Below are 22,562 nucleotides of genomic sequence, written 5' to 3'. Positions count from 1 at the left end.
CGGGCGATTGGTATGTGTCCACGACGGTGAGGCCCCAACATCTTCGGGCGGAAGAAACCCGGTGCCGGCCGGAGCGGGGAGCGGTCTTGAGTTTCCTTGATAAGATTGATGTTTTAGATTTCCGGCCGGTCAGCGAACACGCAAGCCCTGCCTCGTTCGCGTCTCCGCTGTGGGCCCGGCCGGTCGCGGTCTTTGCCGAACCGCTGGAGTTCAAGCCGCTGATCGGGGATCTCACGTTCATCACGAACAAAACAATGTGGAGCAGTCACCTCCGGCAGGCCATGCGCGAGATCCCGGAGGAAGACTACCGGCTCATCCTCAAGCGGGCCGGGGTGGAGGCCTGAAGGCCGGGGATGAATTACACCCCCAGATCCGTTCACTTTCACCCTGAACAGCGATTCTTTATGCCCAGGAGAGTCCAAAATGCCTGTAGAGCCGGGTGGGGCACACCCGGCTCACGCTTGCGGAGATGGAGACCGCTACACCGCCGACCCTGGCGGTGCACGTCCCGGTCAACGAACCAGGAATCTCCCGGGCTTTAGCCCGGGGAGAGTGTCAAGTAGTGTATCCAGATGTTCGGAGCTCGACTTTGAGCAGATCGTCCCGGCTTCGAATAGCCATCCCCCCTCGGGTGGTGGCCGGGCCATTACGAGAAGGCGTTTCTGCCATCCTGACGGATATGAACGAGGAGTGCATCATGAACCGCCATAGAAGATCCGGGGATCACAGAAGAGAAAGCCCGTCGTTCGGCAGGGTCTCCACAATATCGTACGAGCAGGGGTGGAACTATGAGCGGAGATGAGAAGAAACTGATACGGAACAGCACGGTTGAATTTTTGCTATTTACCTCGGCCGCCGGTGAAGGCTCAATCGAGGTCAGGTATGAGGACGAAACCATCTGGTTGAGCCAGAAGATGATGGCGGCGCTCTTCGATGTGACTATTCCGATAATAAACGTACACCTCAAAAACATCTACGAAAGCGGCGAGTTGACCCGTGATGCAACTATTAGAAAATATCTAACAGTTCGATGACTATGGAGGATTGGGCAAAACGCCTTGACCGGTTCCTTGAGTTCGATGATCGCAAACTGCTCGAAGACCGTGGAAAGGCCACAAAAGAGATGGCAAAGGAGTTCGCAGAGAGTGAATTTGAGAAGTACCGGGTTGTTCAGGACAGACTTTTTGAGAGCGATTTCGACCGGATGCTAAAGGAGGCCGCCCTGCCCAAAGGAGAGGAACGGGATAACAAAAACAATGAGACTACTGGAGACTTGAAATAAAATATGTCCCGTGGTGGGCAGCACCAGACGGGAGGAATACGTGATGGGTTGTATTCAGAGCACCTGCTTCCAGAGATTAACGTCAGCAATATTGCTGACGATCTGCATATATCCGGATATCTGCCGGTTTTTCTGTACTTGATGGGTAGTTGATCCCGGCCCATGAAGCCACCCGCATTTTGTTTTCGGTAAACGTTGCCGGGCGATGCCTGTTGATTTGAAAGCATCTTCAGAAACAGATGCGCCGTCCTCCTGAGGGTGAACAATTACGTGACCACGTAGGCCCGGCAGCCTAGACGTGTGGGTGTATCGGGATACACCGGGGGCCGGCTCCTCCCCGAGGCAAGTCGTGAGGCCCCCTGGCCCATGCTCCTGAATGTTGTCTTATATAATGCTTTCGAGTGATGGAACTGGATAATATACGAAGATATAAGAATTGATGGGCCGACAATTTATCAATCGATAGATTAACTCCTCCTATGGTTTATCCGGGCGATTATTATGAGTTCACGACGACGAGGGCCGACGTCGAGGCCCCAACACGATCGGGCGGAAGAAGCCCGGTGCCAGCCGGAGCAGGGGGCGCTATCCTGTTTATTGAACCGGAACTTTATCCCGGTGCTCATCTTCCTCTTCGCGCTCTTCTTCATCATAACGTTCTCGAACCCGGCGCTCTTCCTGAACGATGAGTGGATCACCGTCAACCAGCTGCACCAGCTTGGGGAAGGGCACCAGATCATCGTGAACGAGGGGAAGTACGGCACATTCCTGAACGGGACGCCGGGGCCGTACATGCAGTCTCACCATAACCTCCTCGGCTATACCATGATGCTCCCTGTCCTCTCGCTCCCGGCGCTCTGGTTCTTCGGCCTCTTCGGCGACCAGTTCAGGCTGGCCATCGTCCTCCTCTGGTCGGTGCTGCCGGTTGTGATGGCGGTGCTGGTCGACGCTTACCGGCCGCAGTATGCCCGCTGGCGGGGAGTTCGGTGGACGTGGCTCGTGATTGGTGGTGCGTTCGTCGGGTTCCTTGTAAACCTGTTCCTGTACTACCCCTGGCCGTTCACCGCTCCGGATGCACCCGTGGAGGCCGCAGCGGTGGTCTTCACGAACCATCTCCTCTTTGCTGCATTCGCGGTGATGGTCTACCTCACCTGCAGAACCATCTTTGAGGATACCTGGCTCTCGCTCTTCGGGACGATCGCCTGCATCTCCTGTTCGTCCTACATCTTCTGGGCTGCAAACGCGAAGGACCACATGCTTGTGGCGGCGATGATGGCGGCAGTCCTCCTGTTCCTGGTGCGCTACATCCGGTACGGGGGTCTCCGGGAGGCTGCTATCGGATTTGGATTCGTCGGGCTGCTCGCCTGGGCGCGGCCGGAGGTCGGGCTGGCGGTCTTCGTCTTTTCCGCGCTCTACTTTGTCGGGCTCCAGGTCTCCCGCGGCCTCCAGCGGGGGCCGGTACAGGAGACGGCAAAAGCGCTCTGCATCCCTCTTGCCACGCTTGCCGGGGCCGTGCCGCTCTTCATCAACAACATCTGCGTGACAGGAAACCCCCTTGTGCCCTCGTTCTACGTCTACCAGAGCAGGGTCTGGCGTGCCGGAACCGATGGGTCGTTCATCGGTTCGGCCGAGGCGGTTGGTGATGTCGTCCAGGCGGTCCAGGCGCCGTCAGGCGGGATTGGAAGTTTCCTCTCGATAGCCACCAGGCACTTCTCGTCGTCATGGTCGACCCTGCCCGGCGATATCTTCGGCATCCTCTTTGCCCCCGAATCCGGGAACATGAGCCTTGTGGCGGTCTCGCCGCTGATCATCATCGCGCTGGTTTTGCTGCCCATCCTGCTATGGAGGAGACCCGAACGGTTCAGTGCGTCGGACCGGCAGGTCATCCTGCTCCTTGCTGTTGTCGGCATCGCGGTCTGGGTGGCATATCTCCGGTCGATGCACGGGCTCAATACCAGCAACGGTATCGTCCCGGATATTCGGTATTTGACACCGTTCTACCTGCCGGCGGGGTTGCTCGGGGCCTATGCCGTATCGCGCCTGAGCAGTGCCGACCCGAAGCGGCAGACGCTCTCGCTGGCCGCCGTCATCGCGGTCTCCGCCCCGGTGCTGCTTGTCGTTATGATGCTCTTCCAGCCTTATGGTGGCCAGTATGCCGGCTATACCACGTTCTTTACTCAGATTACGTTCGTGCTGCTTGCTGCATCCCTTATCCTCATCGCGGTACAGAAGCGGTTCGGTATACCAGACAAGTGGATAACGGCAGCCCTGCTCCTTCTCATCGCCGCTCCGTTCGCGTGGCAGTTGATGATGCTCTTCCTCTACTCGGTGGCAAAATTCAACGGCTACCCGCTCTGGATCCCGGTTGTTGAGACGCTCTTTCAGCATTGTATTGGGGTTTCGGGATTGGATACTCCCTGAACCCGAACTCTTTTTTGTAGCGATTCCCGAGGTTCCTCAGTGCAATATCGCTTAAATCCTCGTCGTGCTCAAAAAGAGGTCATCCCCGAATTTGATACGAGAAGAGAGGTATATTGAGCCAGTGTTGAGATGGTCGATACCCGCACCAATCAGCGCTATACCTGGAAGATCACATCCACAGTGGGTTGCATGTCGCGGCAATGTGCTGTCGGTTGGGGTGGGACGGTGTATCTGTCTCCCGAATCATCTGGCGGGGGAGCAGGTGGTGGATCCTGAGATTGATCGTTGTTGAACTTGCAATCCGGCCCTCCAGGCAGCCTCGTGCCGGAGGGAGAAGATCCATGGGCTCATGCTGTCAGTTCCATTGATCCTCTCGCGTCCGGCGCTCTGGTTCTTCGAACCACTTCCATGAGCGTCGGATGGAAGGGATAGGCGTAGCAGGATCAACATATTTGGAAAGGTCCGACGTATTCGATGGGCCGGGTTCTAGTGCAGGCCGCGGCTCCTACAAAAATTATTGCATCAATACCTGAAAGATAAAAAAAGGGTTGTGGTAAGTGTTCACCGCTAGAGAATGTTCACCAGGTTTAAGTGTGCCGGTACGGTCTTCTTAATCGGGTAGACTGCACCGACCGCCGGCTGCAGGTTCACGGAGAACGGGGTGTTGGGGCCCAACTTTGCCTCCGCAGGGAACGTGATATTCAGCACAAACTGCTCTCCTGGTTCGAGGAGATGGTTCTGAGCGCCGATATCGTTGTAGGTTGTATTGACAGTCCAGTTGCCGACCGCTGGGAGACCTTTCGGAGTTGCTGCAGTCTTATTCACGCTGGAGTGATCTGAGTCATACCCTATTACCTTTGACGTCTCTCCACTAGTAAACGTCACCAGCATCTGGCTGATATCGAGCGGTGTGCCGCCTGCGGTATTTCCGACGGTGAACTCAATGGAAGTAAGGTCTCCTCCGACGGTAGTGGAATACCCATAGACATTACCAATGATCTCCAGGCTGGAGCTGGCCTGCTGCGAGCCTGTGTGGACGACCCTCTGTGCCTCCTGGGTTGTGAAGAACCCGGCACCAAGCACCACGTACGAGAAGACCGCGGCTACGACGACGAACGCGATCAGGACGATTGCCGCCTCAAGCCCGGTGAATGCATCCTCATTCTTGAACAGTTTCATCATTCTCATCCACCTCAGTAGACCTCGTAGTAATTGCCTGCCTTGAAATCAGCTGGCGCTATACGGTTGATCGGGAGCGCCGCACCGATGTCGGGCTTGACCTCAACGGTGAACCGGGCGTTCGTGCCGATGGTAGGCAACGTTTTACTTGCAGTGCTGTTGGTCTTGATTGCGATCTGCACCATCTCGAATTTGTCGAGCATGTCGTTGTCGCCTGTTTGCACCTTGCCATCCACGTACCACGCATCGTCTATCTCACTAAACTTGTAGGTCACCAGATCATTAGCCGTCGATACAGTGAAGGTCACCTTGTTCATATCCACCGGTGTCCCCCCGGCAGCAAGCTGCAGGAAGAAGGCGATCTCGCCCAGCTTATCTGCACTTGTAGCCTTCACGACTACTGGCCCTGACACCTCAAGGTTCGAGGTTGCCTGCCCCACGCCGGTATGCACGGTCCTCTGCGCCTCGCCGGTTGTAAAGAACCCGGCGCCGAGCACCACATACGAGAATACAGCCGCGACGACGACGAACGCGATCAACACGATCGCCGCCTCGAGGCCGGTAAATGCATCTTCGTTTCTTACGAATTTACTCATGAAACGTTTCCTCCTGTTACCGGAGCCCGAACGAGCGCCTCATTCAGACTAATTCGGTTCTTTGGAGTATATACATAACCCGATATATAAAGATATTCAATAGAAGAGGGATTTGAAAATTGCGTGTTTTGATAAAGGCTGCGTATAGGCCTCCGTTTATCCGCCTCGATCAAACTCAGGCAAGTATTTGTAGCCGGAGATGCAACGATACCTATACTAGAAAATCCGTGATGTCAGCCCCCGAATTTGGAAATAACGTTTCCACGCGCGAAAAAATCTGTATCCCTCCGGTGCCGGAGGGCGAGAGGCCGGGGGGCCGCGCAGACGGGACTCAAGGGTCAGGAGCAAAGTATGGCGAACAGACAGGATTTCATCTACGTCATTCTGGCTATCGGGATCGTCCTCGTGCTGGCCCTGGTCATCAAGCCGGCGGCGACCGGCGAGCTGCCGGGGTTGTGGGAACCGGAACCGACGGTCACCCCGGCGTGGACACCATCGATTCCCCCCCAAACCACGGTGCCGACACCCACTCCGGTGCCCACCTGGGACGGGAAACCGCAGACGATCGGGTTCATCGATCCCGCGACCTACCAGATCCCGTCTGAGGAGACTCGCCTGAACATGTCCACCCCGCCAGCCGGGACCGCACCCGGCACCACCCGGTGGGTGACCTACGCGACGATCGACGGGCAATGGTCGGGGACCACCGGGATCGTCCGGGTCCCGTCCCCCATGTGGCGGCTCGACTACTCGGACACCGCGACCACAAACGATGAGATCCCGTTCTTCAACTGCCAGGTCGTGGACGCACAAGACCCGAACCGGCTGATCAAGATCGTCACCCTCCGCCTTCCCGAATTCATCGCCATGAAGGGCAAGCCCGATCTCAAAAAAGAGCAGTGGGTACATACCTTCTACGAAGGGAACCACGACTACTACTTCGTCATCAACACCCGGTGCATCGACTCTTACCACCTAAAGATCCAGGTGCCTGAGACGTATGTGGGTACCTAAGATAGATCCGGGGACGGCTCTCCCCGGTGCCGGGGCGGGGCGACCGGCGGCGAGGATTGAGAAGGATTTCTGATGACCTTCTGGGCCGTGAAGGCCGTAAGTTCAGGCATGGGCTTCGGCGGCGAGGGTGTATTCGCCCCTCCTCGGTGGGGATCTCCTCACCCTTCCCCCGGAGGTCTTCAAGGTAGAGTTCGATGGCCTCTCGTGCCATCGCCTCTTCGACGGTCTCCCCGAAGGTGACGCGAGCACGAGCGAGGATCGGTACGGTGACAGTATATCCGTCTTTCGGCTCCTTCCGGAGAAGGATACAATAGTTCAGGCTTCTCATCATAATGCACCCCTGCTCGTGATAGTACATTATCTGAAGTCCGGGATCTTGAAGTTCTTGTGTTTGAAGCAGATAGCAGCCGAGACGAGGGTAGGTTCCCCGGCCAGGCGCTCGTCCACCGAGCTGTTGTCAAGGCAGTAGATAAGAGTCAACTACCCCCACCTATCGGAGGAGGCTTGCAACGGGGGTCTGGAGGCCACAGGGTTGCAATGTAATTTGTGCGAAGGTTGACGGTTCAAAGGACGTCCTTATTCGCACCGGCCGGTTGACACGGCCACTACCGATTATCCGTGGGATCACGGAATCACCGGCTACCTTTCTCAAATGGTTCAGAGCACCGTTGACGTCGGCGTTGATCAGGGTTCCCAGAGCACTCTGGTACAACCCTCTCTTGACCCGCCGCTTCCTCCCATAGGGCGGTTTTCGGATCGGGTCGAGCGCGAGAGCATCCACCTGCGAAGTGTATGCCTCGGAGTGCGAGTCATCGAACCGGATCCCGTACTGCTCGCACTTGCTCTTCAGCTTCTGCCGGAACTTGTGGAAGGGGATCTGGACGAAGTTCTGGTTGCCTCGCTTGCCGTGCCGGATCTTGTCCTTGATCCCGTCCCAGCGAGGAAATACAACCGTACCGATCTTGTGCCTGAGAACATGGTCCACGATCCAGTTCACATACCGGTTCATTGCCTCGTCGATCCTGCAGTCCCGCTTCTTCAGCAGCCATGCCTGCCGCTTCGTGATCCCGCCGATCTTCTGCTTGTCCTTGATGCTCTGCAACCGTGCGTTCTCTTTGTTGTACCACCGGTTGATCGACTTCATGCGCTTACCGTCGAGAATGACGGCAGCCCCGGTGGCGGTGTCAACCATCGTCGCAACGTTGTTGAGCCCGAGGTCGATAGCGAGATACTGATCGGGGTCGAGATTCTGAGGTTGGTTCGGCACTTTGTAGCTGAACTCGATCTTGTAGGCGTTCCCGTTGTTGACCGGCAGGATCGTGACTTCTCGGATCTGGTGCGGCTTGATGCACGGGGGGATCGGGAACGTCAGCTCCTTCCCCGTCAGACCGTGCTGCTTCCTGAACTTGTTGGACATGCCCAGCGTGATGGAGCCGTTCCGGATCGTCAGGTGCGCTCGAGGGAATGCCAGCTTGAACCTCCCATCTTTTGGCAGGTACTTCGGCGGACCCGGAGGGTATTCGAGCTGCCCTTTGCGGTACAGGTTTCGCAGCTCAAAATAGCCTTTGTACGCCTCTTCAACTGACTTCAGAGTCTGCTGAGCGGTATCGCTGTGCAGCAACCCGTAGTTTTCGTTCTCTCTTGACTGCGCATAGGTGCTGTACTCTTTGAAGGGGAAGTCCTTCTTTCGCGTGTAGGGGAGGTAGGATCCAACAAGCACTTCAACTTTTGAGGTCAGATCTGGCCGGACCCCCAGGTGGATCGCACTGTTCCCCATATGCGTCGCATAGTGCTGCCGGACATGGTACAGCCCCACGTTGTACATGCTTTTGGAATGGTACGCGAGCGTGTCGAGTATCTGGAACGTCTTTTTGGAAAGACGGAGGTAGTTGCTGACGACTCGCAGTGCCATTATCCCCAGTCTCTGTATCCCATAAATCATTAAGAATTCCCATGCGCGGGGTGAAAGTGTAACGCTCTTACAGGGGCAATTCCTCCCCCAACTTGCGCAGGGGGTCTCCTTGCCCATTCAAGATGAAAATGAGGTTACCGGAGCATTTCCAGTAATTTTTCTCTGGGAATGTTGGTTTGATTGGAGATATCGTTAAGGAGGACGTTTAACTCGTTATGGAGAGGGATGGTGATAGGTTTAATCCCAGTTTCATATTGTTTTCCCATTCTGACATGACTTCCGGTTTGGCGAAGAAAAGAATACCCGATGGATTCGAGCATTCTGATCACCTGATATCCACTAACAACTGGCCGTCCTGGCAATGATATCGACCTTGTAACTAAACTTAAGATGTGGCTTGTCAGGGGTCGTTTCTTCCGAAGATTCGGGCGTGGTGTAGACGGTAATTTGTTCGCCCTTCTCGATTTCCTCTTCGAAATGAAGCTCTGTTGCTTCTATGATATTATCGATGAGTGATGAAGAACGGCGGGGAGATTTGACTGAGGGGGAAGCCTATTTGAGGTACCCATCCAGCCGATCCGGATATATACCACCGCGGTGGTATAGAGTGGTATGCCCGACACATCATCAATCAAGATCTCAACCGAGTTAAAATACCAGCTCAACAGCCTGAAGGTGCATCCCCGTGAGACATATAACGACCTGATCGGGCGGCTCGTCTCTCACGCCCGTGAAAGCCAGCCGCCCACCCAGATTCCCCTGATCTATGTCCGGGTGCGCGGTGAGATCCGGGAACTTGCAGACCCTATCATGTTGTGCGTCGAGATCGAGGACAGGGAGTACATTCTGTATAACCACGCATACCGCCTGCTTGCAGTTGCCCCGGATCTGCGTGAAGGTCTTATGGAGATTACCGCCGAGTTTGAGACGAACTGGGAGGATTTTGTAGAGCGGGATGAGAGCGACCTTACAGACGGCGCCCTTCAATTCCGGAGAAAACTTCTCTTGCTCGTTCACGGAGAGTCCTGATGGGCTCGCGGAAGAACTATGTCATTGTAAAGCGGCTCACAAAGAAGGGTTTCCATGCGGAAATGTCCGGGCACATCAAGTTGACGTTCCGCTATAACGACCGCGATACCGCCATCCGCACCTGGGTCAGCCACGGGAAGAAGGAGATAAGCGATAGGCTGCTCTCCATCATGGCCGAGCAGCTCGGCCTCTCCCGACAGCAGTTCGAGGATCTGGTGGACTGCCGACTTGACAGGCAGGGGCTGGCCGCACTCTACGAAGAGTCGGGCATCCTCTGACAGAAAACGGGCTCAAAGGGCGCAAGCAAGTTCCCGGCTTGAGCCGTGGGGAAAATTGCGCCCCTTGGTCTGTTCCCTTTCACCCCGCACGGGATGCCTTATGGCCTGATGAGCGTCCATCCAGAGAGCCTGCAATGAGACGCGTCACCTGCTACCGAGCATACCTCTCTCATGCCGTTGAGCAACGGCTGTTCAACGGCTTTGCGAGGTGTACTTTCGTTCGGAACTGGTGCCTTGAGAACAAAGTGTATTCAGACTCCTGTCTCCCCGACCTCAAGAGACAGTATCCGAGTTAAACCGCCACGCCATCCCGGAGAGCATGTCTGACAAAGGGATACTGCCGGTGCGCCGCAACATCGGCACGGGAGAGTACCTTGACCAGGAGCCGCTCACCCGTCTGCATCAGCAGATCTAAAGCAAATCCGGTGAGGTATTCGCGAGGGCGTTAGTCCTCTTCAGGCGTAATCACCAGGATATCGATATCTGAGTCAGGCCGATCATCTCCCCGGGCTACAGAGCCACAGAGTATGATCTCTTCTATTGCGTCTCCGCACACCTCTCGTGCTTTTGCCGCGAACTCATGGACGATCGGCCGCTTGACCAACGGCATACAACGGAGTAGTTGTGGATATACAACTATTATGGTTACTGCTCCAGGCATTCATGGGGCGGTCGCATGTCCGGAGGGAGCCGTGTAGAATGGGGGTTTGATCGCGAGGAGAACCGGCGGGAGAGGCTGACTGTTGTCCGGAGACATGCTCTCCGGGTTGGGCAGGCTCCAAACGAGGTTCAGAAAAGATCCCGGGCCTTCACCGTCCGGCAACCCAGTGCCGGGCGATGAACTCCCGCACGATCTGCGCCGCCACCGCCGCCGTCTGCCCGGAATCGAACGGCGCGACCTCCACGTAATCGAACCCCGCGATCTCGGGCGCAAGGGCACGCACGACCTCCCGGATATCGAGCGGCGTCATCCCGAACGGCTCGGGCGTCCCGAGGCCGGGGGTGAGACAGCAGTCGATCGCATCGGCGTCGATCGAGAGGTAGATCCTCCTCCCCGCAACGTGCTCCCGGACCTCCCGGAGGACGGCGCCGATCCCCCGCTCCCGCACCGTATCGGCGGTGTAGAGGCGCGTCCTCTCCGCCGCAACCTCGAACTGCTCGCGGTCGCCGCTCCGCGCCCCGATGACGACGACGTCCTCGACCGTATCAAGGACGCGCCGGGTGACGCACCCGTGGCTGTAGGGCGTCCCGTCGAGTTCGTCCCGGAGGTCCAGGTGGGCGTCGCAGACGACGTAGACATCCGGCCGGACGGCCCGGACCGCGCCGACAGTCGCGGTATGCTCGCCGCCGAGCATCACCGGCACCTTGTTGTCGCGGACGATATCCCCCGCGACGTCTGCGACCTGCCCGACGACCTCCTCCGGTAGCCGGGAGACCGCAAGGTCGCCGAGGTCCGTGATCGGCACTTCAGAAAAGTCAATCCCGGTTGCGGGATCGTAAGACTCGAAGTTGAACGAAACCTCCCGGATTGCCCGGGGCCCGAACCGCGTCCCCGGCCGAAACGACGTCGTACCGTCGTAGGGCACGCCGAAGACGGCGTAGCGGGCATCCTCGTAGGACGCATCCGCATCCGCAAAATGGAGATGGGCGAGCTCGTGCATGCCCGTTTTCGTAAGCCAGAAAAGGTCACTCAAGTTTCTTCTTGCCCAGGGATGATATGTAGGGAATCTCCTTACCCGGCTCAAGGGCGGCGACCTGCTCTTCGGTCACGTCGAGTTCGAACATCTCGAAGTCCTTGACGTCCATGAACTGAACGGCCGTTCCGGCGATCGAGATGACCTGCGCCATCTTCCGTTCCACTATGGGCACGTAAGTCTTTGCCGAGACCGGCTGGACGATCGAGCGCTTGACGCCGTCGAAGATGCCGATACAATCGATCCGGGACTTTGCCGCTCCGTGCTTCCCGGGTTTGGAGGTAGCGATGGAGACAATCCTGCACGGTTCATCATCTACGACGACGTAACGTCCCTCTTTCAGTTTCCCAACTTCTGTCTGTTCCTTCATATTGTCTCACTCGGTAAACGCGTGATTAATGTATCTGGATTACAGTACATAAATACACCGTAGAATAAGGGACGGGATGAGGAGAGTTGATGGAGTTCATCCGGGCGTGTGAGGACGTGGCAGGGGCGGTACGCGATGCAATAGCCGGCATGGTCGGAACGCCTGAGGCAGGGGCGTACGTAAAGATGGGCGCGGACGGCACGCCCACAAAGAAGATCGACCAGATTGCAGAGGATATCATCGTGGACTACTTCATGTGCCACCCGTTCTGCCGGCACCTGATCAGTGAAGAACTCGGGTGCGCCGAGATGGGCGGGGAGAGCGGAACCATCTTCCTCGACCCGGTCGACGGCACCTACAACGCCGTGGCCGGGATCCCGTTCTACGCCCTCTCTATCGCGTATGCGGAAGGAGGGGTTGTGCAGGCGGGATACGTCCAGAACCTCGCCACGGGAGAGACGTTTCATGCCGTCCGGGGACAGGGCGCCTGCCTCGACGGTCATCCCATCCACGTCTCAGGAGTATCGCTCCTCGAAGAGAGCGCCATGAGCGTCTACGGCCGGAAGTTCGACCCGACGCATGTCCAGATGATCGGCCGGAAGATCCGGCGGTGGCGTCTCCTCGGCGCATCGGCGCTCGAGCTCTGCTACGTCGGATGCGGCCGCATCGACGGTTTCATCGACGTGCGGGGGACGCTCCGGGTCACCGATGCGGCGGCGGGGATGCTGATCTGCGAGGAGGGCGGGGGGACGGTCTCCGATCTCGAAGGGAAAGCGCTTGTCTTCCCCGACGAGGTCTCCGTCGGCCGGAGCCTCGTCGCCACGAACGGTATCGTGCACAACAAGGTCATCGAGTACCTGAGGTGAACCGCGCATGAAGATTGTCCTGGTATCGCGCATCGATGAGGTGGATGCGCTTTGCTATACGGCGTCTCTCGGCCGGGAACTCGAAGGCCTGGGACACGATGTCGCTCTCGAGGAAAGCACGGCGGAATGTCTCGGGGAAGAGGGTATTCCGTTTGAAGAGATCGGCGGCGACCTGGTCGTGGTCGTCGGCGGCGACGGGTCGGTTCTCCTCACCGTCCAGCAGATGAAGAAACAGGTTCCGGTTCTCGGGATCAACTGGGGCGAGGTGGGGTTCCTCACGGACCTGGAACCCGACGAAGCACGCGCCTTCTTCGCCGCGCATGAAAGCGGGTTTGGTGTCGAGCGCCGGATGCGGGTCAGCCTCTCCGCCAACGGGAAACAACTCGGCGACGCCCTCAACGAAGGGCTCGTCGTCACCGATCGTCCGGCGAAGATGCTCCGGTTCGGCGTCTACGTCGACGGCACGCCCGCAGAACGGTATCGGGCCGACGGCCTGCTCGTATCGACCCCGACCGGGTCGACCGCCTACGCCATGAGCGCGGGAGGGCCGATCGTCGATCCGCAGATAGAGGGTTTCCTCCTTGTGCCGCTTGCGCCGTATATGCTCTCATCCCGCCCCAACCTCATCAGCACCCGAAGAAACCTCGAGATCACCCTCGAGACCGAGAAACCAGCGCACCTCGTCATCGACGGGCAGAACACGTTCGAGCTGGAGGAAGGGGCTACTCTCACGGTCAAGAAAGCTGATCAGCCCGCCCTCTTCGTCCACACGGGCAAGCCCTTCTTTGAAAAGGTGAACTATAAACTGCGCAACCTCTGACCCTGCCGATACCCCGAACAGAGATTTTATGAGTGTCGGCGGGGATTATCTCCACAGAGGAGTGAGCACAATTATGGAAGACCAGATGCGCGCGGAGATCCCCTACGCGGAGATCGCAGAGACGCTCAAGAAATCCCTCGACTTGCGGGGCTCACCGGTCGCTGTCAAACTCGCAAAGAGCCCCGAGGGAATCCCCGAAGGGGTCGGGCCGATTGACGAGACGGTTCGTCACTGCCAGATGATCACCAGGGCGCGACTGAACGGCGAGATCTTCTACGCGACAGCCGACAAACACGTCTGCATGGGGGGCGGCTGGGCCCTCGGACTGAAGGAACTCACGCCGAGCCTCCGTTCTGGAGAGTTCTACTACAAGCTCGGCAAGTTCGAGAGCTGGGCCGCCTGCATGCGAACCATCCGGCAGGTGCCGCACGTCCCGGAACTCGAGACGTATGCGACCGTCTATGCACCGCTTGAAAAGACGCCGTTTGACCCCCACGTCGTCGTCATCGTCGCCGAACCCCGGGCGATGCTGAAACTCGCGCAGACGACGCTTTACCAGCTCGGCGGGCGGATCGGGTCCACGATGGCGGGGATCCAGTCGGTCTGCGCGGACGCGACCGCGCTGCCCTATCTTTCCGGCAACGTCAACTACTCGCTCGGGTGCGACGGTTCGCGTCGGTTCTCCGGGATCGAGGACAACGAGCTCGTCATGGGCATTCCCGCCGAGATCCTTCCGGAGTTCGCCCGGGCGCTCCCGATCGTCACCGCTGCGCCCGGGTCGGTGAAGTAATACAACATCCCGTTCTATTTTTTCGGCACACTTCCCATCAAGGGACTGTTCCGGGGTAAAAGGCTTATCACTCCGGCAGGTCAACTATTCACCAGGTGGTTTTTTGCAGGTATCTATGAAGCTCGAGATGAAGGATCAGCCCGGACAGCTGGTCGCAGCCCTTCAACCGATCTCGGCTGTCGGGGGAAATATCATCGCGGTTATCCACCAGAGGGAGACACTGGCGGCTACGGAGGTGCTGGACGTCCAGATCGTGCTGGAACTCCCCGAGGAGGGGTCTCTCCCCAAACTCCTCGAACTGCTCCGGGAGCAGGGTGTCAGCGTCGTGCGCATCGGCGAGCAGCGGCTCCTCTACGAATGCACACTGATCACGATCGGCCATTTGATGCACACGGATCTTTCCGATACGGTCGACCGGATCGACACGACCGGCTCGGCCGAGGTGACGGACCTCTCTCTTGCCATGCCCGCGATCAACTCCCCGTCGTCGGCTCGCATCACCATCCGTTCGACCACCCGGGCGGAGATGAAGAAGGCGGTGCAGATCCTGCGCAATGTTGCGGAGCAGAAGGATCTCCTCATCATCGAGCCCCTGGAGGGTATATGATGCGGATCGCCATACTCGGGTTCGGCTCCGTCGGGCGGGGAATCGCCCGGGCAATCCTTGCAAAAAACCTCGATATCACCGTCACCGGCCTTGCCGACTCAAAGGGCGGGGTCATCGATCCGGCCGGGATCGACCTTGCGGCGGCGCTTGACCGGAAGGGGAACGGCGGCCCCTGCGGCAGCCCGGACGTCACCCCCAGTGACGTGGTGGCGAAGGCGGAATACGACGTCCTGGTCGAGGTGACCCCGACGGACGTGGACGACGGCGAACCGGCGCTGGGCTACATACGGGCGGCTCTCGGACGGAGCAAACACGTCGTCACCTCGAACAAGGGTCCTATCGCCCTTGCGTACCCGGAACTCCGCGATCTTGCGGTGGCAAACGGCGTCTTCCTGAGGTACGAGGCGACGGTCTGCGGCGCGATCCCGCTCATCCACGCGATGCAGGAGGGTCTTGCGGGCAACACCATCTCCCGGCTTTACGGGGTCTTCAACGGCACCTGCAACTATATCCTCACCCGTATGGCCGAGGACAGCCTCACCTACGAGCAGGCTCTTGCCGAGGCCCGGGAACTCGGGTACGCCGAGGCCGACCCCACCTACGACGTCGAGGGGATCGATGCGGCGATCAAACTGGTCATCCTCGCAAACACCATCCTTGATATGCGGACCACGCTCGACGACGTGGAGCGGACGGGGATCACCCTCCTGACACCCGAAGCCCTGCGGCTTGCGGAGGATCAGGACTGCACCATCCGGCTGATCGGCGAGGTCGTGCCGGAGGCCGGGGTGCTCCGCGTCTCGCCGCGGATCGTCTCAAAAGCGCACCCGCTCGTCGTCGAAGGGACGCTCAACGCGGTCACCGTGGGAACGGATCTCGCCGGAGACCTGACGTTCATCGGGAAGGGTGCGGGCTCCACCGAGACCGCCAGCGCGGTGATCGGCGATCTCCTCTACATCCGTGATCGGCATGTCCAGGGTTCTTGAGCGAAGGAAACAGTACCTGCGGCTGATGCGTCAGGCGACGCTTGAGAGTGGCTACTTTACGGTGGCCGATATCGCGGAGGCGACCGACACCCCCCGGAGCACCGTCCAGGACTGGGTGAACCGTCTCATCGAGGAGGGATGCGTCCTCATCACGGAGGAGCAGCGGGGGCGGCACGCGGCGCGGTATGCGGCGACCAGCGTGATGCCGGAGAGCGCCTGCCGCCGGATCTTCACCACGATCGACGGCGGCGAGGTCGAGATCTACCATGAGTGTATGAGCGGGGGGTGCGCAGCGTTCTGCGAGTTCCACCACGCCCGTGCCGGCGGCGCCCTGCAGTCTGTCCATCGCGACGGGACGCTGCTCCGGGAGCGGGCATGCCTCGGGCGGCGGGAGGTCGCCGTCGGGCTCGATCCCGCGCCGGCGGTCGGGATCGTCGGCGTTTTCCACGAGGACGGCTGCATCCGCCAGCAGATCCGGTGTATCGGCGGTCCGGCCTACTCGCTCACCGATATGATGTCCTTTGCCGAAGGCGTCTGCGGCGTCACCGTCCGCCGCGAAGGGGCGGTGGTCGAGGGGGAGGTGGTCACCCGGGCGCTCGCCTACGTCGCCATCGGGATCGACGACACCGATGTCGAGGGTGAGGGCGCGACGTTCGCCCTTGCCCTCGCCCTCCTCCAGCACCTCGCGAAACTCGACGGCGTCATGCCGATCGGCCACCGGGTCGCGATGCTCAACCCCCGGCTCGAAGGCGCGACCGCCGGCAACTCCTGCAGTTACATCGAACTTGCGGTGGAGCCCGAGAGGGTGCCGCAGATCGAGGAGGCGGCCGTGCGATTCGTCGCCGGCGAGGCGGCGTCCCCCGAGTGGGGCGTCGCCGTCCGGCAAGGGTTCCGGGTGCCCGGCGGACTCCGGGCCTACGGCAGGAGTGCGCGAGAGGCGGTGCTCACCCGGGAAGCGGCGGAGGCGACCGCCGAGGGGTTCGGCATCCGGCTCCACGGCGGCCGGGGCGTCATCGGGGCGCTCGCGGCGGTCTCGCTCATCGGGCTCCCCCACGACGTGCTCCTCGACCCCGGACGGGACGTCTGCACCGGGTGGGAACCGGTGGAGTGAGAGCGGGGGTGCAGTCTTCGGTTTCGGTTCTTGAGATGCTCATTTTTTTGAGTGGTGCGCCCATTCTTTAACTCATTGCCCCACATCCCCGGACACGGATTCCCATGGGCTATCGCCATTGGGGGAGGGGCTGACGGGGAGGGGGGAGCATCCTCCCTCCCCTGTCTCCAGTTCGCATCCCTGGTGCTCAAGTTCCAAATTCGAGATCTGTTGCCCCCACCCCACCCGGCCTTCGGCCTCCTCCCCCGCCCCGGGGGGCGGGGGCAGTCATGGCGATATCCCCAAGGTCCAGCGTATGGACATTTTTGACAATTTCTACTGTTTTCGTAGTCCCCCACGGTTTAGTGTACCAGGCTATATCATCGCTCCGTTTGTCCTATTTACCACGATAGTAATCCCGACGTCAGTTCAGGCTCACTCACCTGTTACAATCGTGCCCTCCGATACGCCTCTCTCCTGAGCGTCACCTCCTCTTCCTACCACCACCTCACCGTAACCCCCCTCCCCCCCCTCGCTACCCATAAATACCCGGAGCCGGCAGATATCCCCCATCGAGGCGAAGACGATGAGAAACGAACTTGAAGAGGAGATCGAGAAACTCTCCTCCCTTGCACGGGAGCGGGGAGCAGAAGCGCGGCAGATTGCCGCCCACGACGTCGTCGTCGCAGAGTGGGTGCGGTTCAAATGCCGGTTCGGGTGCAAGGGCTACGGGAAACACATGTCCTGCCCGCCTTACGCGCCTACCCCCGCTGAGACCGGGCGGCTGCTCGGCGAGTACAGTACTGCCCTCCTTCTGCGGTTCGAGGGCATTCCCGGGCATCCTGACCTCAAACCCGACGAGATACCGCTCGACTTCCACCCGTTCTTCCGCGACCTCATCCTCTGGGTGAACTCGACGGTGCACCTCCTCGAGAAGACGGCGTTCTACGACGATTTCCCGAAAGCCTTCGGGTTCGGGGGATACCCCTGCATCTACTGCGAGCACCTGCACTGCGTCGCCGAGGAGCACGAAGGGGTCGTCGACGAGAGCATCCGGAGACTCTGCCGGCACATGGATCTCGTCCGCCCGACGATGGAGGGAGCCGGGATCGACGTCTTCTCCACCGCCCGGAAGGTCGGATGGGACCTGCACGTCGTCCCCTGCCGTGATCTCGAGTACGGCAAGATCGAGCACGGCAAGATCACCTCGGTAGGTCTCGTCCTGATTGAGTGACGCCCCGGCCTTCAATCATTCCGGGCGCCCCGGATGAACTCCTCGGTCATGCGGTAGGCGTCGTCGTCCCGAAACTGCAACGGGGGGTGCTTCATGAAGTAGGCGGACGGGGATATGAGCGCACCGCCGACGCCCCGGTCGAGCGCGAGCCTGCAGCACCGGATGGCGTCGATGACGATCCCCGCGGAGTTGGGCGAGTCCTCGACGGAGAGGCGGAGGTCGATATGCATGGGAACGTCCCCAAACAGCCGCCCTTCCATCCGCAGAAAACAGACCTTGTTGTCTTTCTGCCAGCAGACGTAATCGCTCGGGCCGATATGGATGTTATCGTCGTCGAGAGGTTCTTCCAGAACCGACTGCACCGCTTCCGTCTTCGACGTCCTCTTCGAGGCAAGGCGGTCGCGGTTAAGCATATTCAAAAAATCCGTGTTGCCGCCGGTGTTCAACTGGTAGGTCCGGTCCAGTTTCACGCCCCGCTGCCGGAAGAGGCTCGCGAGAACCCGGTGCGTGATCGTCGCACCGAGCTGGGCCTTAACGTCGTCGCCGATGATCGGAAGGTCGCGTTCGCGGAACCGCGCCGCCCAGGCGGGATCGCTCGCGATGAAGACCGGCATGTTGTTGACGAGGCCGACGCCTGCTTCCAGCGCACACCCGGCATAGAACCGTGCCGCCTCCTCGGACCCCACGGGGAGGTAGTTGAGCAACATCTCGGCCCCCGAGTCCTCGAGTTCCCGGACGATCTCCTCGCGTGAGGCCTCCTCCTCGTCGGCGAGGATGAACCGGTGCTCCTCCTTGTAGCCCTGCATGTGCCCGGGAAACCCGTCCAGCACACGCCCCATCCGGACGGTAACACCGGTTCTCGGCATCCCGGGACAGAAGGCGGTGGTGCAGTTCGGGGGGGCGAAGATGGCCTCCGAGACGTCCTTCCCGACCTTCCTCGCATCGATATCGAACGCTGCAGCCACCTCGATCTCAGAGGGCAGGTAGCCTCCGAGGTTCCAGTGCATCAGCCCGGTTGCGTCGTCTTCGCTCTTCCCCCGGTAGTATTCGATCCCCTGGAGCAGCGAACTGGCACAGTTCCCGACGCCCACGATTGCAATCTTGATTGAGTCCACGACGGTCCCCCAATAGATCCGGTATGCCGCAGAGCGCACCCACTCTCGAACGATGCGTCCGGCACCAAGACGGCACAACCCTGAAGGCAGGTATGCGTTCGACATAATACGGAGCGGGAGATATAAGGGTATGGTTGGGGAAGCGCCGGGGGGCCATGCTCCGGAGAACGGGGCGGAGCGCCGGATCCCCGTTGCTGCTGCCGGCCGGGAGTGGTTGCGGGGGCGGTTGCCCGGAGGGGAATATCCGTCATCTCCTCCCGGGTTCGCGGTTGTCCGGCCGCCTGGCCCACCGGAAGACCGCACGGGCGAGGTTCAGGAAGTTTGCGAGGTAGGTCTCCCGCGCCTCGAGCCTTCGAACGAGTACGGCCTCTTCGGAGAGGAAGAGGGCCTTGAGATGGCGTATGTCCTGTTTTGGAGAGAAGAAGAGGTAGACCGGGATACCTGCCAGGATGACCAGGGCTCCTGCGACCTTATCGAAGGTCGTGGTGGAGAAGAGGAGAAAGAGACAGATGCCGATGCCGGCAAGGGGGAGGAGGTGCTGGCCGCGGAGGGTCATGCCGTCGTCTTTCCGCAGGACAATAAGGGCAAAGCAGGTGAGCAGGAACGAGAACGCAAGGGTGAGGACGGCGAAGGATATCAGTCCCGGGAGACTCCCGATACTGGAGAGGACGAACGCGATAACTCCCTGGACGACGAGGACCACGTAGGGCGTGTTGTAGCGCGGGTGGAGCCGTGCGAAGGCGCGAGGAAAGAGCCCGTCGATAGCCATCGCATACGCGAGCCGTGCACTGCCGAGCATTCCTGACTCGTCCGACCCCGCCACCGAGAAGAGGGCGCCGACCGTCATGATGATCGCCCCTGCCGACCCGAAGAGGACGGTGCCGGCGACGACGAGCGGCACGGTGCTCTGGCTGAGTTCGGTCCAGTTGACGAGCCCGAAGAGGACAAAGTTCGTCGAGACGTAGAAGAAGGAGACGATCAGCATCCCGGTGATGATGGCGCGGGGGATGGCCTTTCCCGGGTTCTCGACCTCGCCGGCCGGGAGCGTCCCCAGCTCGAACCCGGCGTATGCCCAGAAGATCAGGACCAGGGCATGGGCGGCGTTATCGAGACCGAGAGGGAGCAGGGGGGTGTAGTTCGCGATGACCGTCTCCGGCCGGACGATGAAGATGCCGAGCCCGGCAACGATGAGGAGGAGGAGCGGGAAAAGTTTGATGAGCGTGAGGACATCGTTCAACTTCCCCGCGGCCCGGACGCCGACGATGTTGACGAGCGTCAGGGACGCGACGAAAAGTGCTCTCACGACGACCTCTGCAGTTGGGGTGAGGGGGACCAGCGCCTGGAGGTAGTTTGCGAACGCTATTGCAAAGACCGGGAGGGCAAGGAGTTCGGAGATCCACATGCTCCAGCCGGTGAGAAACCCATAGAAGTCATCGAACGCCTCCGAGACGTAGGCGAACGGTCCGCCGACACGGGGGACGTAATAACTACAGTAGGCAAAGACCATCGCTATCGTTGCGGCGAAGAGCCCGGCCACCACCCAGAGGACGATCGAGAACGGACCGATCAGGCCCGCAGTGAGGGCGGACGCGATGTAGATGTCGGCACCGACGATCGCCCCGACGATGATGTTTGTGAGGTCGAACTGCGAGAGTCCCCGCTGTAACTCCATGATTGCGGGAGGGGGAGGTGGTAGCGGGTATAAAGGTTCCGCACAGGGGTATCTAGCGGAGCATTGCATCTTATATTGGGGGTTCTGGCGTGGATCACGCGGAAGATCGCGAAGGGGTGTGGAGCGTTCATGGGGCAGAGCGAGAGGCTGTACGCAGGAAAACACCCCATTCCCCAGGCTCTCACCCCATGCTATGGACCGTGGCGGGCATCACCCTCGTGAGGTCATCTTCTTCTCCAGTGCAACGCCGCCGGGACCAGAAGCGCTCCGGCCGCTGTGGCGGAGGAAAAGCCGGGAACCTTCTCTCCCGGCGCCGGTGCCTCCCCGGCGTCCACCGGGATCGAGGAGTAGACGGGGCCGTCCATGTACGAGGCCATCCACACCACCCTCCCGTCTTTCATCTGGAGATGGATGTCGATGAGTTGTGCAGCAGGGGAGACGTCCTCCCGGGCGATTGCCAGCGCTTCGGTTTTATTGACCGCAAGGTGCTGCTCATCGAGGACCATCACACCAGTGACGGCCCCTGCCCCTACGGTAGCGATCAGCTCCCTGAAGGCCGCGTTCTCAGCGATGAGGTAGACCTGTACCGTTGTTTCGTTCTCGAACACCTCACCCCAGCGCTCCGGTCTATCCTCCCTGATGAACGCTTCTACTGCGGGATTCTCCATCACCCGTGGGTACCGGACAGAGAGGCTGGCAAGCGGATCGGACGCCTCTACCGGGAGTTCTTCGCCGCGGTCGACCCGGCCCACCCATACGATACTATCATGATCCTCTCGTTCGTTGACATTCCTGTTCAGGTACACCTGCGTCTGCGAGCATGACGTGCCCGGGACAAGGTAGACATAGCGGCAGGTTGCGTTGTAGGGTCTCTCATACCAACTGGAGAGACCGCAGGTCCGGATGTATCCCATAATCTCGGCGTTTCTCTCTACGTTCGGATGGGCACCCCGTAACTCCATCAGGGGATCTCCCCCCGGCGCGGGAGGGAGCATCCGAGCGGGCTCGGCTGCCGTCGCCCCTCTCCCGTCGCTCGCCGTCCGGATCACCGTGAAACTCCCGTCCGGGTTGAACGATACCTGCCCGGAAAAGTCTATGTCATGCATAGGCAGGTCCGATGAGTTGTAAAAGATGATATTCGGATACATTTTTTTCAGGGTTTCCCTTGACGGCGGCGTCACCTCAACCTGAGGCTCGTACCTGCTAAATTGAGATAAGTCTCGCATTCCAGCCCAGTTTGGGCTTCCGTTCACAACTCCCATATTCTGGAGTTCGGATTCATTGGGGGATGGTGCATCCCATTCTTCAGCCGTAACTGGCACAGTGAAAGCACATGTCGCCAGCAACAAGGCAAACAGCATCCGAGCATTTATATTTCTCATATGTCCTCCTGATCGTCTCACCCGCGAAATAAAACAAAGAGAATATTTAATATTATTCCTTCATAAACCTCCCATGGGTATTGTTTCAAAATCAAACCGAGGTCATCCCACAATTATAAGAGACCTTGAATAAAACCCGGGATGTATGGCATTCCGGGAAATCGATGACGAACTCTGGGCAATCATTGAGCCGCATCTCCCTCCCCAGAAACCTCATGTCGGGCG

24 protein-coding genes are annotated in these 22,562 nt (G+C 59.6%); 14 read left to right on the top strand and 10 right to left on the bottom strand.

Features of this window, described 5'->3' with window-relative positions; all coding sequences use genetic code 11:
* Positions 1 to 26 precede the first annotated feature (26 nt).
* The 4 genes from FGW20_RS13340 to FGW20_RS07740 all read left to right on the top strand — a co-directional run bounded on the left by FGW20_RS13340 (position 27) and on the right by FGW20_RS07740 (position 3,703).
* The gene (locus FGW20_RS13340) at positions 27 to 344 is read left to right on the top strand and encodes an EVE domain-containing protein (protein ID WP_367617931.1); all 318 of its coding nucleotides are present in this window, start codon (positions 27 to 29) and stop codon (positions 342 to 344) included.
* A gap of 444 nt (positions 345 to 788) precedes the next feature.
* A complete protein-coding gene (locus FGW20_RS07750) occupies positions 789 to 1,034 on the top strand; it encodes a virulence RhuM family protein (protein WP_301677513.1) in 246 nt (81 codons plus the stop codon).
* Positions 1,035 to 1,036: 2 nt separating this feature from the next.
* The gene (gene rhuM / locus FGW20_RS07745; RefSeq protein WP_301677512.1) at positions 1,037 to 1,282 is read left to right on the top strand and encodes a RhuM family protein; all 246 of its coding nucleotides are present in this window, start codon (positions 1,037 to 1,039) and stop codon (positions 1,280 to 1,282) included.
* A 597-nt stretch (positions 1,283 to 1,879) separates the two neighbouring features.
* Complete coding sequence (locus FGW20_RS07740; protein ID WP_301677511.1) at positions 1,880 to 3,703, top strand: hypothetical protein; 1,824 nt, start codon at positions 1,880 to 1,882, stop codon at positions 3,701 to 3,703.
* 567 nt (positions 3,704 to 4,270) lie between these two features.
* Here FGW20_RS07740 and FGW20_RS07735 read toward each other — a convergent pair.
* Together FGW20_RS07735 and FGW20_RS07730 are read right to left on the bottom strand one after the other, a co-directional pair.
* Positions 4,271 to 4,885 (bottom strand): flagellin, encoded by a 615-nt coding sequence (locus FGW20_RS07735; RefSeq protein WP_301677510.1) that lies wholly within the window; start codon positions 4,883 to 4,885, stop codon positions 4,271 to 4,273.
* An 11-nt stretch (positions 4,886 to 4,896) separates the two neighbouring features.
* Positions 4,897 to 5,478: a flagellin gene (locus tag FGW20_RS07730; RefSeq protein WP_301677509.1), complete on the bottom strand. Its 582-nt coding sequence runs from the start codon at positions 5,476 to 5,478 to the stop codon at positions 4,897 to 4,899.
* Between the two features lie 351 nt (positions 5,479 to 5,829).
* Between FGW20_RS07730 and FGW20_RS07725 the strand changes: the two genes are divergently transcribed.
* Positions 5,830 to 6,492: a hypothetical protein gene (locus tag FGW20_RS07725; RefSeq protein WP_301677508.1), complete on the top strand. Its 663-nt coding sequence runs from the start codon at positions 5,830 to 5,832 to the stop codon at positions 6,490 to 6,492.
* Positions 6,493 to 6,982: 490 nt separating this feature from the next.
* On the opposite strand, the gene FGW20_RS07720 is transcribed toward FGW20_RS07725, so the two are convergent.
* Together FGW20_RS07720 and FGW20_RS13335 are read right to left on the bottom strand one after the other, a co-directional pair.
* Complete coding sequence (locus tag FGW20_RS07720; RefSeq protein WP_301677507.1) at positions 6,983 to 8,404, bottom strand: RNA-guided endonuclease InsQ/TnpB family protein; 1,422 nt, start codon at positions 8,402 to 8,404, stop codon at positions 6,983 to 6,985.
* 134 nt (positions 8,405 to 8,538) lie between these two features.
* Positions 8,539 to 8,724, bottom strand: a complete 186-nt coding sequence (locus tag FGW20_RS13335) for a type II toxin-antitoxin system HicA family toxin (protein WP_367617930.1) — start codon at positions 8,722 to 8,724, stop codon at positions 8,539 to 8,541.
* Between the two features lie 292 nt (positions 8,725 to 9,016).
* On the opposite strand from FGW20_RS13335, the gene FGW20_RS07715 reads away from it, so the two are divergent.
* Together FGW20_RS07715 and FGW20_RS07710 are read left to right on the top strand one after the other, a co-directional pair.
* The gene (locus FGW20_RS07715; RefSeq protein ID WP_301677506.1) at positions 9,017 to 9,433 is read left to right on the top strand and encodes a DUF7557 family protein; all 417 of its coding nucleotides are present in this window, start codon (positions 9,017 to 9,019) and stop codon (positions 9,431 to 9,433) included.
* On the top strand, positions 9,433 to 9,711 hold the full coding sequence (locus FGW20_RS07710) for a hypothetical protein (RefSeq protein WP_301677505.1): 279 nt from the start codon (positions 9,433 to 9,435) through the stop codon (positions 9,709 to 9,711). Before FGW20_RS07715 ends, FGW20_RS07710 begins: the two co-directional genes overlap by 1 nt.
* A gap of 445 nt (positions 9,712 to 10,156) precedes the next feature.
* On the opposite strand, the gene FGW20_RS07705 is transcribed toward FGW20_RS07710, so the two are convergent.
* The 3 genes from FGW20_RS07705 to FGW20_RS07695 all read right to left on the bottom strand — a co-directional run bounded on the left by FGW20_RS07705 (position 10,157) and on the right by FGW20_RS07695 (position 11,775).
* Complete coding sequence (locus tag FGW20_RS07705) at positions 10,157 to 10,321, bottom strand: nucleotidyltransferase domain-containing protein (RefSeq protein ID WP_301677504.1); 165 nt, start codon at positions 10,319 to 10,321, stop codon at positions 10,157 to 10,159.
* Between the two features lie 199 nt (positions 10,322 to 10,520).
* Positions 10,521 to 11,372: an agmatinase gene (speB, locus tag FGW20_RS07700; RefSeq protein WP_301677503.1), complete on the bottom strand. Its 852-nt coding sequence runs from the start codon at positions 11,370 to 11,372 to the stop codon at positions 10,521 to 10,523.
* 25 nt (positions 11,373 to 11,397) lie between these two features.
* Positions 11,398 to 11,775, bottom strand: coding sequence for a translation initiation factor IF-5A (locus tag FGW20_RS07695; RefSeq protein ID WP_301677502.1), 378 nt, complete (start codon positions 11,773 to 11,775; stop codon positions 11,398 to 11,400).
* An 89-nt stretch (positions 11,776 to 11,864) separates the two neighbouring features.
* Between FGW20_RS07695 and FGW20_RS07690 the strand changes: the two genes are divergently transcribed.
* From FGW20_RS07690 to FGW20_RS07660, 7 genes are all read left to right on the top strand, one after another.
* Positions 11,865 to 12,641 carry a bifunctional fructose-bisphosphatase/inositol-phosphate phosphatase gene (locus FGW20_RS07690; RefSeq protein WP_301677501.1) on the top strand — a complete coding sequence of 259 codons (777 nt, stop codon included), beginning with the start codon at positions 11,865 to 11,867 and terminating at the stop codon, positions 12,639 to 12,641.
* Between the two features lie 7 nt (positions 12,642 to 12,648).
* Positions 12,649 to 13,461 carry an NAD(+)/NADH kinase gene (locus FGW20_RS07685; protein WP_301677500.1) on the top strand — a complete coding sequence of 271 codons (813 nt, stop codon included), beginning with the start codon at positions 12,649 to 12,651 and terminating at the stop codon, positions 13,459 to 13,461.
* Between the two features lie 73 nt (positions 13,462 to 13,534).
* Positions 13,535 to 14,251 (top strand): DUF169 domain-containing protein, encoded by a 717-nt coding sequence (locus FGW20_RS07680; protein WP_301677499.1) that lies wholly within the window; start codon positions 13,535 to 13,537, stop codon positions 14,249 to 14,251.
* Between the two features lie 115 nt (positions 14,252 to 14,366).
* Positions 14,367 to 14,858, top strand: a complete 492-nt coding sequence (locus tag FGW20_RS07675) for an amino acid-binding protein (protein ID WP_301677498.1) — start codon at positions 14,367 to 14,369, stop codon at positions 14,856 to 14,858.
* Positions 14,858 to 15,844 (top strand): homoserine dehydrogenase, encoded by a 987-nt coding sequence (locus FGW20_RS07670; protein ID WP_301677606.1) that lies wholly within the window; start codon positions 14,858 to 14,860, stop codon positions 15,842 to 15,844. Before FGW20_RS07675 ends, FGW20_RS07670 begins: the two co-directional genes overlap by 1 nt.
* Positions 15,828 to 16,955 (top strand): helix-turn-helix domain-containing protein, encoded by a 1,128-nt coding sequence (locus FGW20_RS07665; RefSeq protein WP_301677497.1) that lies wholly within the window; start codon positions 15,828 to 15,830, stop codon positions 16,953 to 16,955. Before FGW20_RS07670 ends, FGW20_RS07665 begins: the two co-directional genes overlap by 17 nt.
* Positions 16,956 to 17,520: 565 nt before the next feature.
* Positions 17,521 to 18,168, top strand: a complete 648-nt coding sequence (locus FGW20_RS07660; RefSeq protein WP_301677496.1) for a DUF2284 domain-containing protein — start codon at positions 17,521 to 17,523, stop codon at positions 18,166 to 18,168.
* A gap of 11 nt (positions 18,169 to 18,179) precedes the next feature.
* Here the strand turns inward: FGW20_RS07660 and FGW20_RS07655 are convergent, their stop codons facing one another.
* The 3 genes from FGW20_RS07655 to FGW20_RS07645 all read right to left on the bottom strand — a co-directional run bounded on the left by FGW20_RS07655 (position 18,180) and on the right by FGW20_RS07645 (position 22,061).
* The gene (locus FGW20_RS07655; protein ID WP_301677495.1) at positions 18,180 to 19,388 is read right to left on the bottom strand and encodes an inositol-3-phosphate synthase; all 1,209 of its coding nucleotides are present in this window, start codon (positions 19,386 to 19,388) and stop codon (positions 18,180 to 18,182) included.
* A 142-nt stretch (positions 19,389 to 19,530) separates the two neighbouring features.
* A complete protein-coding gene (locus tag FGW20_RS07650) occupies positions 19,531 to 20,955 on the bottom strand; it encodes an amino acid permease (protein WP_301677494.1) in 1,425 nt (474 codons plus the stop codon).
* 224 nt (positions 20,956 to 21,179) lie between these two features.
* Positions 21,180 to 22,061 carry a hypothetical protein gene (locus FGW20_RS07645; protein ID WP_292392291.1) on the bottom strand — a complete coding sequence of 294 codons (882 nt, stop codon included), beginning with the start codon at positions 22,059 to 22,061 and terminating at the stop codon, positions 21,180 to 21,182.
* Between the last annotated feature and the right edge of the window lie 501 nt (positions 22,062 to 22,562).

This window comes from Methanoculleus methanifontis, assembly GCF_030464365.1.
Lineage (GTDB): Archaea > Halobacteriota > Methanomicrobia > Methanomicrobiales > Methanoculleaceae > Methanoculleus > Methanoculleus methanifontis.
The sequence above is the reverse complement of the archived record's forward strand: the minus strand, read 5'-3'. Positions and strand labels throughout refer to the sequence as shown.

Excerpts from the sequence above, each read along its gene's own strand:
- FGW20_RS07750 (WP_301677513.1), top strand. The coding sequence starts at position 789 with ATGAGCGGAGATGAGAAGAAACTGATACGGAACAGCACGGTTGAATTT.
- rhuM (WP_301677512.1), top strand. The coding sequence starts at position 1,037 with ATGGAGGATTGGGCAAAACGCCTTGACCGGTTCCTTGAGTTCGATGAT.
- FGW20_RS07735 (WP_301677510.1), bottom strand. The coding sequence starts at position 4,885 with ATGATGAAACTGTTCAAGAATGAGGATGCATTCACCGGGCTTGAGGCG.
- FGW20_RS07730 (WP_301677509.1), bottom strand. The coding sequence starts at position 5,478 with ATGAGTAAATTCGTAAGAAACGAAGATGCATTTACCGGCCTCGAGGCG.
- FGW20_RS07725 (WP_301677508.1), top strand. The coding sequence starts at position 5,830 with ATGGCGAACAGACAGGATTTCATCTACGTCATTCTGGCTATCGGGATC.
- FGW20_RS07720 (WP_301677507.1), bottom strand. The coding sequence starts at position 8,404 with ATGGCACTGCGAGTCGTCAGCAACTACCTCCGTCTTTCCAAAAAGACG.
- FGW20_RS13335 (WP_367617930.1), bottom strand. The coding sequence starts at position 8,724 with ATGCTCGAATCCATCGGGTATTCTTTTCTTCGCCAAACCGGAAGTCAT.
- FGW20_RS07715 (WP_301677506.1), top strand. The coding sequence starts at position 9,017 with ATGCCCGACACATCATCAATCAAGATCTCAACCGAGTTAAAATACCAG.
- FGW20_RS07710 (WP_301677505.1), top strand. The coding sequence starts at position 9,433 with ATGGGCTCGCGGAAGAACTATGTCATTGTAAAGCGGCTCACAAAGAAG.
- FGW20_RS07705 (WP_301677504.1), bottom strand. The coding sequence starts at position 10,321 with ATGCCGTTGGTCAAGCGGCCGATCGTCCATGAGTTCGCGGCAAAAGCA.
- speB (WP_301677503.1), bottom strand. The coding sequence starts at position 11,372 with ATGCACGAGCTCGCCCATCTCCATTTTGCGGATGCGGATGCGTCCTAC.
- FGW20_RS07695 (WP_301677502.1), bottom strand. The coding sequence starts at position 11,775 with ATGAAGGAACAGACAGAAGTTGGGAAACTGAAAGAGGGACGTTACGTC.
- FGW20_RS07690 (WP_301677501.1), top strand. The coding sequence starts at position 11,865 with ATGGAGTTCATCCGGGCGTGTGAGGACGTGGCAGGGGCGGTACGCGAT.
- FGW20_RS07685 (WP_301677500.1), top strand. The coding sequence starts at position 12,649 with ATGAAGATTGTCCTGGTATCGCGCATCGATGAGGTGGATGCGCTTTGC.
- FGW20_RS07680 (WP_301677499.1), top strand. The coding sequence starts at position 13,535 with ATGGAAGACCAGATGCGCGCGGAGATCCCCTACGCGGAGATCGCAGAG.
- FGW20_RS07675 (WP_301677498.1), top strand. The coding sequence starts at position 14,367 with ATGAAGCTCGAGATGAAGGATCAGCCCGGACAGCTGGTCGCAGCCCTT.
- FGW20_RS07670 (WP_301677606.1), top strand. The coding sequence starts at position 14,858 with ATGCGGATCGCCATACTCGGGTTCGGCTCCGTCGGGCGGGGAATCGCC.
- FGW20_RS07665 (WP_301677497.1), top strand. The coding sequence starts at position 15,828 with ATGTCCAGGGTTCTTGAGCGAAGGAAACAGTACCTGCGGCTGATGCGT.
- FGW20_RS07660 (WP_301677496.1), top strand. The coding sequence starts at position 17,521 with ATGAGAAACGAACTTGAAGAGGAGATCGAGAAACTCTCCTCCCTTGCA.
- FGW20_RS07655 (WP_301677495.1), bottom strand. The coding sequence starts at position 19,388 with ATGTCGAACGCATACCTGCCTTCAGGGTTGTGCCGTCTTGGTGCCGGA.
- FGW20_RS07650 (WP_301677494.1), bottom strand. The coding sequence starts at position 20,955 with ATGGAGTTACAGCGGGGACTCTCGCAGTTCGACCTCACAAACATCATC.
- FGW20_RS07645 (WP_292392291.1), bottom strand. The coding sequence starts at position 22,061 with ATGCATGACATAGACTTTTCCGGGCAGGTATCGTTCAACCCGGACGGG.